Raw genomic sequence first — 15,569 nt, 5'->3', positions numbered from 1 at the left:
CGTTCACCTCTTTAAACAAATTAGCAAACCATCCCCAACCGGAACAAAAGTCGTGTGGTAGCCGGGATGGTTTTTGATCCACTCAGTGAATTCTTTTAATTTCCGAATCATCGAGCGTTTTCCTCTTGGCACTTCTTCGATCGGAATGTCCGATAACCCATGCATAAAGATATTGTCGATATAAATGACCCCACCGGAAGGAACCAGGGGAGAATATTTTTCAAAAAAGCGCATATTTTGGCCTTTTGCCGCATCTATAAAAACAGCATCAAAAGCAGATGGAAATTCCGTTACATCCACTTCTAACGCATCTCCTTCAATCACCGTAATGCGACTTCCTGCATCCGACTCTTTGATAAATTCTTTAGCGAGCCGGATCCGTTCTTCATCCCTCTCGATCGTCACGACCTGGCAATCCGGTAAAGCTTCCGCTATCCGAATGGCCGAATACCCGATGGCCGTACCGATTTCAAGCAGCGTTTTTGGCCGTTGAATCCGCAATATTTGCGTCAACACTTCAATGGCTGGAAGCTGCATGATGGGAACATGGTGAGTTTGTGCATATTGTTCCATTTTTAGTAACAAGTCATTCCTCGGATGAATGAAGGACTTTATAAATTCCTCTGAAAACTCCATGTTTTCGCTCCTTCGATTGTATATAAAAAAAGAAAAACCAAACAAGTTGGCTTATATCGATGACCATTATGGAAAAATCAAATTTAATCATAACATGAAAATGACCGGAAAGCGAACATTCTTAACCGATTTTCCTTCAAAAAAATCCGATTTCCGACCTTTGACTGAAAACCGTTTAATTCAATACACCATAAAAATAGCAGTTCAATCCGGTAAAGATTGAACCTGCTATTTTATGGATGGAGGCTATTCATTATTTATATATTGGTTTTTATTTTGCAAGTGTTCTTCAAACGATTTGGCAAAGTGATTGTTTCCTTCTTTATCCGCCAAGAAATAAAGATATTCTGTATCTGTCGGATTCAAAGCCGCTTCAATGGAAACGACACCCGCATTGGCGATCGGTCCCGGAGGCAACCCCGGATTCACATACGTATTGTATGGATTTTGCACTTTCAAATCTTCGTACAATACCCGTTCTTTATGTCCCCCCAATGCATATAATACACTAGGGTCCGTTTGAAGAGGCATGCCGATTTCCAAACGGTTATAAAAGACGCTCGCAATCGTTTCGCGATCCGTTTTTTCCGTTGCTTCCTCTTCCAATAAAGAGGCGAACGTCAACAGTTCATGCACCGTCATTTCTTTTTCCGCAAGCAAGGATTTATATTCACCGATCACACTGTTGGTTTTGTCAATCATCGGCAGAATGATGTCGTCCAATGAAACATTTTCGTCATAAAAAGAATAGGTTGCCGGAAATAAATATCCTTCCAACGGATACCGGATGTTGCCATTTAAAATTTCATCCGTAAAGAGTTCCGGATAGGTGGACATGACATTTTCAATGAATTCTTTGCTGTTGACCCGCTCCATGAATTGCTCTTTTGTATATTTCGTACGTTTTTCCACAATTTTTCCTATTTGTTCCAACGTCATTCCTTCTGGAACCGTAATGGTCATGACAGGCTCCCGATACACTTTGCCCGTTTTCAAGCTTTCAAGGATTTCATCCAGCGTCATGCTTGGCGTCATCGTATAATTTCCCGCCTGGAAATTGGATTGGTTTTTAAATTTTGCATAATATTTAAAAATCGTTGCGTCTTTAATAATTCCGCTTTTTTCTAAAATCTTCGAAATGGTGGATATTCCTGACCCCATAGGGATTTCCACTTGAATTTGCTCTTCTGATTCCGGATCAACCGGCTTCAAAGCGCTTTTTACATATAATGTTCCGAAAATGCCAATGAATAAGATACATGCGATGACAATTACCGTGACCCTTGCAACAATTCGGCGGACCACTTTTCCTTCCTGCTTTCGTTGCTTTATTTTTTCCATCATCTCCTGGTCCACATATGTCCCCCCTAACATTTCATAACATATGATATAAAAATCCGTAAAAATTAACAATATTCAAACACGGTTTCCCGTTCCCCTTTTATGTATTTTTACGTTTTTGTATGAAAAAAGTTCTTTTTGAACTTCATTTTTTGTCCCGTTATGTATGGGTTATAAGTAACAGGTCCTATTCTATGGCAGACCTTGTTTTCCTGCGGCCCTTCGATTTGCCGCCGCAGGAAAATTTCCCAATAGTGATTTATCGATTCGATTGATTTAAAAGCTCAAAGGTTTGCTCAACCTTTTTCCATTCCTCTTCGGATTCAATCGGGAAGATTTCCTGGATTGCACCGTCTTCCGATGATACATAGCTGGCGGCGTAAAGACCGCTGTTTTCTTCTTCATTTTCGATTGAATAAATCACATATGATTTCCCGAAATCTTCAATTGCAAATTGATGAACGATTTTGCATTCGACTTCATTTCCCTCTTCATCAACGGCTGTAAAGGTTTTATCTTCTGAAAAGGTGTCAATTAATGTGTTATAGACTTCTTCCACCATATCCCATTCTTCTTCAGTTTCGAGTTCCTGGAAATTGGTCATTTCCAAATTTTCATCCAGTTCGTAGCGGACAGCGGAAATTTCATCACTTTCATTTCCCTCTTCATCAACAATGGAATAAATGCAATAGGAATGATCGTCCGTGTCAAAGGTGAAAAGCACTTTACATGTCTTGATTCCATTTTCCGTTTCCAATTTGAAAAGTTGTTGATCCATATTTTCCTCCCGAAATTATGATTATTTCATAGTGTGGGCCGCAAAATCAAAAATAACCACACATTTTCACAAGGCATCGGCATCTTGAGCAAGAAAAAAGTAGGCACCGGAATGCCTACTTTATCCTTTTATTCTTCGTCCTCTATATCAAATTCTTCTTCCAAAGAATTTAATACTTCTTCAATCAAATCCCATTCTTCATCCGTTTCAATCGGAAGCAATTCCCCGTCTTTTCCATCCTCTGCAGGGATGAAGGCGGAAGCGAAAATTTCGATTTGACCATCTTCATCTTCTTCGGCGCCGACTAGGGAATACAGAACATAGGACTTTCCAAACTTCTCTGAATCAAATGTGTGAATGACTTCACACAAATGTTCATTTCCTTCTTCATCGACAACGGTAATTACATTTTCATCAAACTCATGATCATGTGCCATATTGGTCACCTCTTCCTATAAGATAAGCAACAATTTATATCATCCTCGACAAAATGTCTAGAGGGGCATATAAACCAATTTCAACTTTATTATTCACCCAATTCGGGTTATTTATGAAACGATTTGCTGTCCAAATAGCCCTGCAGTATCATGACTGCCGCCATTTTATCAATCACTTTCTTTCTTTTCTTTCTGCTGACATCCGCTTCAATCAGCATCCGTTCGGCGGCCATCGTCGTCAACCGTTCATCCCAGAGAATGACCGGCAATTTGAACGTTTCTTCCAAAAGCTTTTTATATCGTTCGGACGCTTCACCACGGGGCCCAACGGTATTGTTCATGTTTTTCGGATACCCCACCACAAATTCGGTGACCCCATACGCTTTTACCAGCTCTTTGATTCGTTCAATGCCAAACTCTCCAGCCTCTTCATCTATGTGAATCGTCTCGATCCCTTGAGCAGTCAGCCCCAATGGATCGCTGATTGCAATGCCAACCGTTTTTGTACCGACATCTAATCCCATTACTCTCATCGATTATTCCTCTTTATGGTGTCTGATATAGAATTTCACAAGCTCTTCTAAAATTTCATCGCGTTCAAGTTTGCGGATCAAATTTCGTGCATCTTGATGGCGAGGAATATATGCCGGATCACCAGATAACAGGTACCCCACAATCTGATTCGTTGGATTATATCCTTTCTCTTCCAGTGCAGAGTACACTTTCAACATTACTTGCTTGACTTCTTCTTCCATCGATTCTTCTGGAAAACTAAATTTCATCGTTTGATCGAACGAATTCAAGACCAGCACCTCGCTTTCAGAAATCAGGAGTTGGAAATTCTTGCTCCATTTTCTCTATTATAACTGATTCAACGGGTCAGCGAAATAGATTTGTTCCCCAGTTTACAGAGATTTAACGAAATCATAAACAGATTGAAGAGCTTCTTCAAGTTTGGATGCCTCTTTAGCACCCGCCATGGCCATATCAGGACGGCCTCCGCCTTTTCCTCCGCATTTCTCGGCGACGGATTTTACAATGTTGCCGGCATGATATTCTTTGCCTGCGATATCTTTTGTCACCCCTGCACAAAGCATCACTTTTCCGTCACTTACGGCACCAAGCACGATGACCGCTTTATCCAGTTTCGCTTTCAAGTCGTCCATCATTTGACGGAGTTGATTATTATCTTTTGCTTCCACCCGTGTGGATAATACCGTGATATCGCCGATTTTTTGCGCTGCGTCAAGAACACTTGCCGCTTCAAGGTTTGCCAATTTTTGCGACAACGATTCATTTTCACGTTGCAATTCTTTATATTCTCCTTGGAGACCTTGTATTCTCATCACCAAATCTTTTGGATTCGCTTTGAATTGTGCTGCCGCCTCTTGCAAGATTCTTTCTTCCTCTTTCACTGCAAGATATGCGCCTTTGCCCGTCACAGCTTCAATACGTCTGACACCGGCACCAATTCCACCTTCAGAAACGATTTTAAAATATCCTATTTCAGATGTGCGGTTTACATGCAAACCACCGCAAAGTTCGATGGAATAATCGCTGACTTGGACAACCCGCACAATATCGCCGTATTTTTCCCCGAACAGCGCCATCGCACCCATCGCTTTCGCTTCTTCAATCGGCATTTCTTCAATGGCCACTTCAATATCATCCCAAATTTTTTCGTTCACGATGCGCTCAATTTGTTCAAGTTCTTCTTTTGAAGCTTGGCCAAAGTGAGTAAAGTCGAAACGCAAACGGTCTGGTCCCACATAGGATCCCGCTTGGTTTACATGTTCGCCCAACACATCTTTCAATGCACGGTGCAACAGGTGAGTGGCTGTATGGTTTTTCACGATCAGTTTACGTTCTTCTTTATTGACTGTCGCTTTTAATTGGTCGTTCAAGTGCATTTCACCGGATTCCACAATCACTGTATGAAGATGTTGCCCGTTTGGCGCAAGTTGAACGTCTTTGACCACCGCTTTGAATGTATCGCCTTCAAGGATTCCCGTATCGGCAATTTGACCACCCATTTCTGCATAGAATGGCGTTTCAGCCAAGATCACCAACACTTCTTCCCCTTCGGAAGCCATGTCCACTTCCTGTCCATTTGCCACCATGGCAACAACGGTTGTGTCACATTCCGCCACTTCATATCCAACGAAGACGGAAGGTTGTTTCAAGTTCGTCAGCACTTCATTTTGAACTTGCATGGAGTCAACGTCAGCACGCGCGTTTCTTGCACGTTCCCGTTGTTTTTCCATCTCTCTTTCGAAGCCCTCATGATCCACAGTCATTCCATGTTCTTCCGCATATTCTTCCGTTAATTCGATTGGGAAACCGTACGTATCATATAAACGGAATACATCTTCGCCCGGAATTTCAGTGAGCCCCAATTTTTTCTCCCGTTCAACCACTTCATTCAAGATTTCAAGACCTGCATCCAACGTTTCCAAGAAGCGAATTTCTTCATTTTTTACTACCCGTTGGATAAATTCGCATTTTTCGCTCACTTCCGGATAGAAGTCTTTCATGATTTCCCCGACTGTTGGAACAAGCTCAAACATGAACGGTTTTTCAATGCCGATTTGTTTTGCATAGCGGACAGCACGGCGTAACAAGCGGCGGATGACATAGCCCCGTCCTTCGTTGGATGGAAGCGCGCCGTCACCAATGGCGAATGCCACTGTACGGATATGGTCTGCAATCACTTTGAATGGTGTATTGATATCTTCTTTATTATTAAAGATTTCTTTCAACTCGATTTCGCCAGGCCGTTTGTATCGGCGGTTTGCAAATTCTTCGATTTTTTCAATAATCGGCATGAACAGGTCCGTATCAAAGTTTGTCGGAACATTTTGCACAACGGAAGCCATCCGTTCAAGACCCATACCTGTATCGATGTTTTTCTTTGGAAGTGGAGTATATGTTCCATCAGGATTATGGTTGAATTGGGAGAACACCAGGTTCCAAATTTCCAAGTAACGTTCATTCTCCCCGCCTGGGAACAGCTCTGGATCATTCGGGTCGTTGCCGTATTCCGGACCGCGGTCATAGAAAATTTCCGAGTTTGGACCGGATGGACCTTCCCCGATATCCCAGAAGTTTCCTTCGATGCGGATAATGCGTTCTTCCGGCAAGCCGATTTCGTTTCTCCAAATTTGATAAGCTTCTTCATCTTCCGGATGGATTGTGACTGAGAGCAATTCCGGATCGAATCCCATCCATTTGGGATCTGTCAAAAATTCCCAAGCGAAGTGGATCGCTTCTCTTTTGAAGTAATCGCCGATGGAGAAGTTCCCCAACATTTCAAAGAATGTATGGTGGCGGGCTGTTTTACCCACGTTCTCGATATCGTTTGTCCGGATGGATTTTTGTGCATTTGTGATTCTTGGATTATCCGGAATTTCACGGCCATCAAAATATTTCTTTAATGTCGCCACCCCTGAGTTGATCCATAAAAGGGATGGGTCGTTGATTGGAATCAACGAAGCTGACGGTTCAACTGAATGGCCTTTTTCTACAAAGAAATCTAAAAATTTGCGACGAATTTCTGCTGCTTTCATTTTTGCTTAACCTCCTATTAATTTTTTGTTTGACAAAATGAAAAAAGTCTTCATCCCAGTAAGGGACGAAGACGTACTATTCGCGGTACCACCCTCGTTACAGTTTCCGTAAGTTTCGGCAAAAGGAATTTGTCTATTAGCCATTAGAAACTGTCACTTTAGCCACTGTAACGTTAGTGAACGGCAGGGATTAGCTGCACTCAGGAGTAGCTTTCCGCAATTGCCGCAGTGGAGATTCTTTCAGCCCAGGGAATCTCTCTCTTTACACTCAGCAAAAACGTACTTTCTCCTTCATCGTGTTCAAATTTTATCCATTTTGACATTTTCTCTGTAAATTATATGAAATGCGCTAAGTCATGTCAATAAAAATAGCAGCCGCTTTATTTCTTAATATGGAAACTCGTTCATATACTTTCCAAAAAAACAGAAAGAGGTAGTGTCAAAAAATCTATGAAAACTTAGTTTTGGAGGGATGTGATCTAGCGAAACTAGAGGAAATGCCGCCGCAATCGCTCTTGACAAACACGTCAATGGTTTGATTTCGAACCAACAAGGGCGAAGGGAACAAAAAGAAGGCACACCAAAGAAGCCCTTGCCAATTCCCATTTTAAACCATTGACTGGTTCGGTTTGTCAAGAGTTCGCTTCGCCGATGCTGGTAAGGGCTCTGCTAAACAAAAAGTTAGGCAGTTTGCTCTACTAGCCATTGTTGAGCTAAACCAATCAGTTTTGTCCAACGTGCAGGCATATTCGGCAGTCCTTTTAGCTCTGGAATAACTACAGGCACTTTGCCTTCCAGGGCTGAATGTGGCCGCAAGAAATTAAAATAAGCCACAAACAAAGTCACATAAGAAACGGATCCGTGATCGGATCCAAATCCGTGTGTCGATCTGTAATTGCCCTTAAATGTTCGATTCAGTCTTTCAATAATTTGTTTTAGCGGTCTGTATTCCGTTGAAACCTGGTCTTCGTTGGTTAGTCCAATGACCTGCTTCACATCAAACGTAATACCGTGCTGGGCAAAAAAGTGTTGTGCTAAAAGGTAAATCGGATTGCCATCTACGACAAAGGTGAGGTCTTCCGGGATCTCTTTCATCTTCCATAAGGCCTCATCAATCGCACGAATGGCTGATACCGTATCACGATTTGGAGAAACAGGGTAGGACAGAATAATTTTCTTTACCGCATCAAAAAAGAAAAAAAGATAATGCCAACGACCATTCACCTTAATGTATGTTTCGTCTCCGCAGAATTGATCAGAAAGCTCGTAAGGATAATGATCCACATAAGGTTTGAGAAGAAGTGCTACGCTGTTTTCGTAATTCAATATACTCTGGTGAGAGATGGGTACGCCATGAACATCCTTCATCAGTGCAGCTGTTTTCCGAGCCGATAAGCCATAGTTTACATGGTAGGTTAAAATGAGCCCCAATGTGTGCGGTGACACATGAAGCCTGGACAAATCCACTTTTGGCTTCTTAGGTGAATGTTTGGCTAACGGCTGATAATCAATTTGAAACTGACGAAATATGTATCGAACTTTAAAAGACGGAGAATCCTTTTCGAACTGCTTTTTCTCTTTTTTAGACATTCCTTGCAGTTTCTTTTTGTAATACGGACAGTCATTGTTTTTGCACTTAAATACGAGAAAATCTTTTCTTTCCTTGATCTTCTCGAGTGTTTTCGAACAGTGTGGACATTTTAGTATAGCCTCCTTGGCATATTGATTCTTTTTATTAAACAGACACGCACACACCTTGCATTGATACTGTCCTTTACCTCCGTTATTGGCATAAAGATAATCTGACGGAGCACCACACCTTGGACATTTCATGGATGAAGGTACTTTACCTTTTGAATTGGAACGCCTCTGAACAGGTTTGAGAGGTTTCCCGTTCTTCTCCAAATATTCTTTGAGAAGAATTTGATAATCGAGCTTTTGTAGAGTTTCAATGATTGGCAGCTCATCCACCTGGAGTTTTTGATAAGGCTTATTGACAGGCTTTTCAGTTGGCTTATCAAACATGTTTTTTCCAATCAGAAGGGTAAGTAATGTTCGAATCATTTGATCTTGGTACTTGATATATTCAAGCAAATAGGTTAATAATTGAGGTAACAACTTGTCACTTCCTTTATTAGGGATTTTTGAGTGTGTGGTTACCTCATAAATACCCTAATTTTAAGGGGGTGGCAAGTTTTTTTTATATAAAACTAGTTATATCAACAAAAACGTAAGTTTTATTAAGTAATTTTTGACAATACGCAGAAAGAATAGGAGAAGGATATATGGAAATGATGTCTTTCGAATTTTTTACAGCACTTTTGTCCATCATTTTTATCGATCTTGTTCTTGCAGGAGATAATGCTTTATTAATCGGAATGGTAGCAAAAAATTTGCCAACTAAGCAACAAAAAAAGGTTATTGTGGTTGGAACGCTTGCTGCCATTTTCATGCGCATTCTCTTTACAATAATGGCGGTAAAATTATTGGAAATTGATGGTTTACTCTTCATTGGCGGCGTTTTATTGGTCTATATCGCTTTGAAACTGCTGGCGACAGAAGAAAGCAACGATATCCGACCATCTGCAAAATCTTTTTTGGGTGCCGTTTGGACAATCATGCTTGCAGATTTTTTAATGGGCATTGACAATATTATGGCCGTTGCTGGCGCTTCTTCCGGAAACATGCTGTTGGTGGCAGTTGGTCTTTTCATCTCCATTCCAATTATTGTGTGGGGAAGCACCATTGTCATTGGCATCATCGAAAGATTTCCGCTCTTCATTTATTTAGGCGCAGCCGTACTTGCATGGACTGCTTCAAAAATGATTATAAAAGATGCTTATGTGCAGCCTTATTTAACAAATCCATTGCCTATCATGTTATTCCAATTATTATTAATTTTTATTGTTGTTTTTATTGGGTATCTATTGCGCAGCAGAGATAAAGGAAAATCCCACCAATTTGAATAATTTATCAATTTCTGAAATAAGATGGGATAAAAAGGGTATGGGGGCTTAATATGCAATTAATTTTCGAAGACGGTTTGCTGCTTTCAACTATTGAAATTTGCTATAAAGGAAAAAGAAAATATTTGAATCGTGTTGCCATCGATTCAGGGGCCTCCCATTCTTTCATCGATATCGATTCAGTTGAAGACTTAGGAATTGCCTTTGAAAATGGAGACCCTTTAATTTGCCATTCAGGAATCGGCGGGGCGGAATATAGTTTTTCAAAAAATATCGATTATATAAAAATCGGAGAAAAAATCTTCCGAGAAGTACCCATTGATTTTGGCACTTTAAGGGGATTTAATATTCAGGGATTGATTGGGCTAGATATATTAAAATCCGGAGAGTTTCTATTAGATTTAAAAAATTTGCAACTCATTGCAATAGATGAGAAAAAATTAGCTTAATGGAATCGCAAGCAGGACATGCTCTATTTAAAAAACATCACTTTCTCCAAAGAGAAAATGATGTTTTTTGGATATGTAATTAAAAATTGATTTCCGTTCCGGGGACGCTTTCCGCAGGCCCTCCTCTGAGTCATTCCTTCGCTCCTCGTGGTCTCGAGAGGGCTCGTCGAAGGAAAACTTTGCTTTGCCACTAAGCGTGCGTGACAGGAATTCGCCCCGTCATTCCAATCAATTTTTAGTTATCAAAACTCTTTCAGCTACCCCTATAATTTTTTGTTTATGTCCCAGCCCCTGCTTTTTCTTAATTGGCGCCATTTATTGCTTGGCGACTATTTTATCCATTCTGGCGATTATGTTTCCCTTTAAGGCGATTATTTTCCCTAAACTGGCGATTTTCCGATATTCTCAGAGGACATCAGCGAATAGCTAAAATCCATACAAAAAGAGCGAATGAGTTTTTCCATTCACCCTTTTCACGGTTTCTTACACATATCTTGAAATGATTTGCTGAAGTTTATCTTCTACCCGGTTATAATCCGCTTCAGTGATCGTCACACGAACGAGGCTTTCATCGATATCCAACATTTCCGCAAACAAACCGCCAAGCCCCCGAGCTTTCCGATCCACTTCCAATAATAACTCCACTGCTCCTTCCTGTTGAGTTAAAAAGGCGATTTCCAACTCATCCAATCGGCCGCGGAAAGGACCGGAAATCGGCACAAATTCAAACTCTTGAATAAATGGATAATTTCTTCGATAACGTAAAGACACTTGCTCATTTTCCGCTTTTCGAAGACGGAAACCTAAATTTTGTACAGCTTCCAAAACTCTGGATGCCAACCTTGACGGGCGCACTTCCATATAGTCTTTATCCGTTGAATCAACGCCGCTTTGTATATCTAATTCCGTTTTCACCCATACTCTTGTGCTTCCAATTGTAAGAGGCGTATCTACAGGCAGTTTAAAAGAAAATGGGATGATTTTTACTTCATTTGCTTGAATTGTAAACGGATCGCTGATTTTAAATTTATAGAAAGCATATGGAACTGTCACTTTCCGGTCATCGATTTCTTTAATATACGTCGTGTATAAAGTAAAGTAAATTGTATGAATCCGTTGCTCAACATTTCCCCCATACACTTCCACTTCGCCGCGAACTGTCTCGCCGGCACTGTAAGAAGATTTCTCCAGCTGTGTATCTACTTTGGCAGAACCAATTCCTAAAGATGCAAGCATTTTATTAAAAAATGACATTTAAACTCCTCCTTATTTGCAAATTTCCTCTTAATCATACGATTCAATGTCCAAAAAGTTTCAATTAGGGGAATTATGGATTTATAATAAATGAAATAATCTCCACATACATAGCCGTCATTTCTTCAGGTGTTTTATCCATGCCGTTTTGAATCCATTGTTCTATCAACCCTAAAAAGACCGCCGTAATGAAGGATCAAAAATAATCAATAGGCACTTTTAGATTTTTAGTGAAATGTTCATTTTTTCCAAGTTCTTCTGTAATTTTTTAATAAAGGCATCCTGCATGCGAAAATGAAACTCCGTACTTCCATGAACACTTAAAAAGATTTTTAAAACATTGGAATAGTCTTCAAAAAAAGCGAAATAACATCTCTTGCTCTTTTTCAAAAGTAATGGTGGATGTATAGCGTGCTTGCAACTGATCGATATAATCACCTAATTTTGAAAACAGCTCTTCTTCCATTTTCTCTTGCAAATCATATTTATCTTTATAATGCAAATAAAAAGTACCTCGATTGATATCGGCTTTTTTTGCAATTTTCCCTACTGTAATAGTTTCAAAAGATTTTTTCTCCAATAACTTCAAAAAGGAATTTTGAATTAGCTGTTTCGTTTTTCGATTCTTTTCCACATATAAATCTTGATGGTAAATTTCCCACTTTGACTATCCCAGCCAACATATTGCAGGTCATTAATCATATTAAAAATAAAAAAGATAGACCAACAGGAAATTACCTGTTTGCATCTATCCTTTTTATGTTCTATGAAATTTTCTTTTGTTCTGAATACCATTTTAAAAATGTATTTCTTTCTATTACATTTAAAAGACATGGAACTTTTAATTGTTCTTGCACTTTCTTGTATTTTTCCGGAAACTCATGTTGAACATTCATTCGAATATACGGCAATTTTGCTTGAGCTTTTTGAGAACGAATATTTGATTTTTTCACTGCCACAAACACATATTGTAAATCCAACTCTGTAAAAGCCTTGTAGAGCATTTCCTTTTTTGCCAATTCGTTGTATCCTTTCCCCCAATATGGATAACCTATCCAAGTACCAATTTCACAAGTTTTCGAGTTTTTATCAATATCTTTCAATGTGATGATTCCAATCAACTCTTTATTTTCGTTGAAGATGACTCTTGAATATTGTTTTCCTAGTTTTTCTTGCTCTTTTATAAATTCAATAAATTGAATTGTGCCTTCAACAGAAGTTTGTTCTTCAGACAGCCCTAATGGTTCACGTACTTGGGGCTGTGATGAAAGAGATGAAATAGATTTTGCATATTTTTTATCATGAGGCATTAGCAAAACTTTTTTCATAGAACCACTCCAACATTTCAAAGTTTAATGGCATTTTACTATATAATGTAAAAATTTCAAGATTCCATATAATCCAATTAAACATTATCTTCAAAGGAAAAGAGGTTGGGACAAATCAAAAAAACATCATTTTCTTCTTGGAAAAAATGATGTTTTTTTGATTTGTTATTAATAATTGATTTCCGTTCCGGGGACGCTTTCCGCGGGCCCGGAACGAGCCTCCTTGGATCTCACTCCTTCGCTCCTGCGGGTTCTCTAGACACGAGCTGTTCCCGCAGGAGTCGCCACGTCACTCTAATCATTTTTTAGTTATATCAATTTGTTATCAAAACTCTTTCAACTGTCCCTTTAATTTTTTGTTTATGTCCCAGGCTCTTTATTATCTTTGCTAAAGGAAAATTTATTTTCTACTTAATTTTCTTAGTTCATCTATATACTTTTCTTCCCCGTTTTCATCTATAAACTTCCAAAATCTCCACCCGTTTGTAGATGTATTATTTCTTCCGGTTAAATAAAATTTCGCTTTATTAGTAGCAGATGGCACTGAATGACTTTCACCTAAAAATAGTATCTTCTGTGATTCGATATCAAATGTAGCTTCAACCTTTTTACTATAATAAGTTGCAAAAATTTTTATATTTCCTTTAACCTTAGGTGCTTGATAATATTCTTTAATAATACTTTTCTCTTTATCAATTACATTTCTTTTAATTAATTCAAATAAAAGTTTAGATCTTTCTTCAAGAAAATCAGTGAAAAACTCGTCATACAAACCTTCAATAATCTCATTTGGGATTAAATGTTCTTTTAGAGTAATATCCAACTTTGAATTAGAATTCTTTAATTCAGTTAAATACTGGGAAGGAGGTTTCTTTCCTACTTTAATGTTTGTAATTTTTGGTATCAATGTTCTGTTTGCAACACAATCCATCAATGACAATGCTTGATCATCATTTTTAAATTGTTGTTTAATATAATCTTTTGGAAAAATATGATGGTCTTCTAACTTTTTATCAGGTGTTAATTTACTAGAATTATTCCAGTCTGATAGTCCTTTAGCATCGTAGTTAATTAAATTTAGAATTCCTTTATAAATTACGTTTACTTTTTTCGAATATGAATATATATCCTCATATGAATCAATTTGAGATTTTAATCTTGAAAAAAACACCCGGTCAGTTATTTTTTCTCCTTTTGTTATGCTTTTTAAAACGTTTGCATCTTGTATGATTGCTTCATTGGAGCCTGAAGAATATCTTTGAGAAAATATCGTTGCCCAATACCAATATTTGATGAATTCATATTGCCATTCGGTCATTTGTGAAAAATCTTTTTGCTCAGATTCTCTTAAATAAATAATTAAAGGGATTACCATATTCTCGTAAGGCATCCAAGATTGGGAAATTATAAAATTTTCATTAAATAAAAAATTTAATACCTTATTATAAAGTTCACATACTTCATCCCAATATCGATTAAAATGATTATAATTTAAATTCGTCAATATGTAATTTCTATCAATATCCTTTCCGTCACTAACTAAATACGCAATAGTACGTACAATAATTTCCCGATCTAAATTATTAGGATGATACTTATCTTTTAATTCATCTATTTTATCACGCAGATTAAATCCTTTATATAATTTAGCTGCTAAGATATCAATAAAATTCAATTGAATTCCCTTGCTATTACTACGTTCAAAAAATAATGCAAATTTTTCATTATCCATATTCAAAAGATAATATGATATAAGAACTTCACTATTAAATAATTCACCTAATTTTATGCAAATTGTATAATATCTTTTAAAATTTTCTTTAATTTCTGCTTCGTCCATTCCAGCAATAAATGACAGCTTCTCAAAATACTGCTCTCTTATATCATCCGGTATAATACCTTTCGATATTTCAAAAGCATCAGCTAATTTAATTGATAGTCTATCTGGATCTTCTTGAAGCGAAAATTCATATAGCATTTCTTCGAGAGTTCTATCTCTTAATTCTTTACTTTTAATTTCATCACTTAATTCATCCTCATTTTTTGCAACATACCAAATTTCATCTATTCCTTTCAAAGCTCTATAAATCGATGTTACACGCTGTTGACCGTCCAATATTAATCGAAAGTTGGATATTTGTAATTTATGATTTATTTCATTTTTCTCTAAAGAAATAACTTTTAATTTTCTTCGACTTCCTTCACCTTTTCTCGGTCTTCTATCAATCTCTCTGACTGTAATTTCAAAAGTAGGTTTTCCATAAATAATAGAACCAATGAAAATATTTCTTACTAATGAATCAAATAAATCACAAGTTTTTCTTATTTCCCATACAAAATCCCGTTGAAATTCAGGCAAGAGTATATATTCTCTATCTATGTTATCTACAAGACTTTTTATAGATTCAGTTAATTGAGGGGTATTCACCTTAATTCCTCCCTATAATCTAAATAAGCACTTTTGATTCAGAAAAATTTTACTATGTATATTATCTAAAAAAATAGTAGCACAAATTAAACCTAAATTTGTACTACTAAATTGAGAATATTTTCCTTAAGTAAAGCCTTATTACTTTACTAAAAACTGTTTTATTTCCAAAATAAACTTCTTGATATTTATGATCCAGAAACTTAATATATTTTCTACCATTAACCATTTGCTAATAAATTACGAATAAACTTTATATTGTATTTTTATTTGAGTTGATTTCATAATTCTCACCCCTCGATTTTCAAGGGATTCAAGACAATAAAAAATGGGTACCTCCCCAAATTTCGTTATAATGGTAGGTAACCAAACAAACCATACGAAAG

15 protein-coding genes and 1 other annotated feature are annotated in these 15,569 nt (G+C 37.7%); of the genes, 2 read left to right on the top strand and 13 right to left on the bottom strand.

What is annotated here, in order from left to right; all coding sequences use genetic code 11:
- Positions 1 to 3: 3 nt before the first annotated feature.
- The 8 genes from NSS77_RS13250 to NSS77_RS13215 all read right to left on the bottom strand — a co-directional run bounded on the left by NSS77_RS13250 (position 4) and on the right by NSS77_RS13215 (position 8,876).
- Positions 4 to 636, bottom strand: coding sequence for an O-methyltransferase (locus NSS77_RS13250; RefSeq protein WP_342469163.1), 633 nt, complete (start codon positions 634 to 636; stop codon positions 4 to 6).
- A gap of 246 nt (positions 637 to 882) precedes the next feature.
- On the bottom strand, positions 883 to 2,010 hold the full coding sequence (mltG, locus tag NSS77_RS13245; RefSeq protein WP_342469162.1) for an endolytic transglycosylase MltG: 1,128 nt from the start codon (positions 2,008 to 2,010) through the stop codon (positions 883 to 885).
- A 226-nt stretch (positions 2,011 to 2,236) separates the two neighbouring features.
- Positions 2,237 to 2,755, bottom strand: a complete 519-nt coding sequence (locus tag NSS77_RS13240; protein ID WP_342469161.1) for a DUF1292 domain-containing protein — start codon at positions 2,753 to 2,755, stop codon at positions 2,237 to 2,239.
- 128 nt (positions 2,756 to 2,883) lie between these two features.
- The gene (locus tag NSS77_RS13235) at positions 2,884 to 3,192 is read right to left on the bottom strand and encodes a DUF1292 domain-containing protein (RefSeq protein ID WP_342469160.1); all 309 of its coding nucleotides are present in this window, start codon (positions 3,190 to 3,192) and stop codon (positions 2,884 to 2,886) included.
- A 107-nt stretch (positions 3,193 to 3,299) separates the two neighbouring features.
- Positions 3,300 to 3,725, bottom strand: a complete 426-nt coding sequence (gene ruvX / locus NSS77_RS13230; protein WP_342469159.1) for a Holliday junction resolvase RuvX — start codon at positions 3,723 to 3,725, stop codon at positions 3,300 to 3,302.
- 3 nt (positions 3,726 to 3,728) lie between these two features.
- Positions 3,729 to 3,995, bottom strand: a complete 267-nt coding sequence (locus NSS77_RS13225) for an IreB family regulatory phosphoprotein (RefSeq protein ID WP_342469158.1) — start codon at positions 3,993 to 3,995, stop codon at positions 3,729 to 3,731.
- Between the two features lie 102 nt (positions 3,996 to 4,097).
- Positions 4,098 to 6,758, bottom strand: coding sequence for an alanine--tRNA ligase (gene alaS, locus NSS77_RS13220; protein ID WP_342469157.1), 2,661 nt, complete (start codon positions 6,756 to 6,758; stop codon positions 4,098 to 4,100).
- Between the two features lie 58 nt (positions 6,759 to 6,816).
- Positions 6,817 to 7,062, bottom strand: a binding site (T-box leader).
- Positions 7,063 to 7,439: 377 nt separating this feature from the next.
- Positions 7,440 to 8,876 (bottom strand): DDE-type integrase/transposase/recombinase, encoded by a 1,437-nt coding sequence (locus tag NSS77_RS13215; protein WP_340714312.1) that lies wholly within the window; start codon positions 8,874 to 8,876, stop codon positions 7,440 to 7,442.
- A gap of 167 nt (positions 8,877 to 9,043) precedes the next feature.
- Here NSS77_RS13215 and NSS77_RS13210 point away from each other — a divergent pair, with 167 nt between their 5' ends.
- Both NSS77_RS13210 and NSS77_RS13205 read left to right on the top strand, forming a co-directional pair.
- Positions 9,044 to 9,727, top strand: a complete 684-nt coding sequence (locus NSS77_RS13210) for a TerC family protein (RefSeq protein ID WP_342469156.1) — start codon at positions 9,044 to 9,046, stop codon at positions 9,725 to 9,727.
- Positions 9,728 to 9,777: 50 nt separating this feature from the next.
- Complete coding sequence (locus tag NSS77_RS13205) at positions 9,778 to 10,173, top strand: retropepsin-like aspartic protease (RefSeq protein WP_208650011.1); 396 nt, start codon at positions 9,778 to 9,780, stop codon at positions 10,171 to 10,173.
- 483 nt (positions 10,174 to 10,656) lie between these two features.
- On the opposite strand, the gene NSS77_RS13200 is transcribed toward NSS77_RS13205, so the two are convergent.
- The 5 genes from NSS77_RS13200 to NSS77_RS13180 form a co-directional block, all read right to left on the bottom strand.
- Positions 10,657 to 11,427, bottom strand: coding sequence for a sporulation protein (locus NSS77_RS13200; protein ID WP_342469155.1), 771 nt, complete (start codon positions 11,425 to 11,427; stop codon positions 10,657 to 10,659).
- A 73-nt stretch (positions 11,428 to 11,500) separates the two neighbouring features.
- Positions 11,501 to 11,617: a TetR-like C-terminal domain-containing protein gene (locus tag NSS77_RS13195; protein ID WP_342471283.1), complete on the bottom strand. Its 117-nt coding sequence runs from the start codon at positions 11,615 to 11,617 to the stop codon at positions 11,501 to 11,503.
- A 162-nt stretch (positions 11,618 to 11,779) separates the two neighbouring features.
- Positions 11,780 to 12,061, bottom strand: coding sequence for a TetR/AcrR family transcriptional regulator (locus NSS77_RS13190; RefSeq protein ID WP_342469154.1), 282 nt, complete (start codon positions 12,059 to 12,061; stop codon positions 11,780 to 11,782).
- A 130-nt stretch (positions 12,062 to 12,191) separates the two neighbouring features.
- Positions 12,192 to 12,755 carry a GNAT family N-acetyltransferase gene (locus NSS77_RS13185; protein ID WP_208650013.1) on the bottom strand — a complete coding sequence of 188 codons (564 nt, stop codon included), beginning with the start codon at positions 12,753 to 12,755 and terminating at the stop codon, positions 12,192 to 12,194.
- Between the two features lie 400 nt (positions 12,756 to 13,155).
- Positions 13,156 to 15,183: a DUF262 domain-containing protein gene (locus NSS77_RS13180; RefSeq protein WP_342469153.1), complete on the bottom strand. Its 2,028-nt coding sequence runs from the start codon at positions 15,181 to 15,183 to the stop codon at positions 13,156 to 13,158.
- Positions 15,184 to 15,569 lie beyond the last annotated feature (386 nt).

Source organism: Ureibacillus sp. FSL K6-3587 (assembly GCF_038593165.1).
GTDB lineage: Bacteria > Bacillota > Bacilli > Bacillales_A > Planococcaceae > Ureibacillus > Ureibacillus suwonensis.
The sequence above is the reverse complement of the archived record's forward strand: the minus strand, read 5'-3'. Positions and strand labels throughout refer to the sequence as shown.

Coding starts and splice junctions, on each gene's coding strand:
- NSS77_RS13250 (WP_342469163.1), bottom strand. CDS start 636: ATGGAGTTTTCAGAGGAATTTATAAAGTCCTTCATTCATCCGAGGAAT.
- mltG (WP_342469162.1), bottom strand. CDS start 2,010: ATGTTAGGGGGGACATATGTGGACCAGGAGATGATGGAAAAAATAAAG.
- NSS77_RS13240 (WP_342469161.1), bottom strand. CDS start 2,755: ATGGATCAACAACTTTTCAAATTGGAAACGGAAAATGGAATCAAGACA.
- NSS77_RS13235 (WP_342469160.1), bottom strand. CDS start 3,192: ATGGCACATGATCATGAGTTTGATGAAAATGTAATTACCGTTGTCGAT.
- ruvX (WP_342469159.1), bottom strand. CDS start 3,725: ATGAGAGTAATGGGATTAGATGTCGGTACAAAAACGGTTGGCATTGCA.
- alaS (WP_342469157.1), bottom strand. CDS start 6,758: ATGAAAGCAGCAGAAATTCGTCGCAAATTTTTAGATTTCTTTGTAGAA.
- NSS77_RS13210 (WP_342469156.1), top strand. CDS start 9,044: ATGGAAATGATGTCTTTCGAATTTTTTACAGCACTTTTGTCCATCATT.
- NSS77_RS13205 (WP_208650011.1), top strand. CDS start 9,778: ATGCAATTAATTTTCGAAGACGGTTTGCTGCTTTCAACTATTGAAATT.
- NSS77_RS13200 (WP_342469155.1), bottom strand. CDS start 11,427: ATGTCATTTTTTAATAAAATGCTTGCATCTTTAGGAATTGGTTCTGCC.
- NSS77_RS13185 (WP_208650013.1), bottom strand. CDS start 12,755: ATGAAAAAAGTTTTGCTAATGCCTCATGATAAAAAATATGCAAAATCT.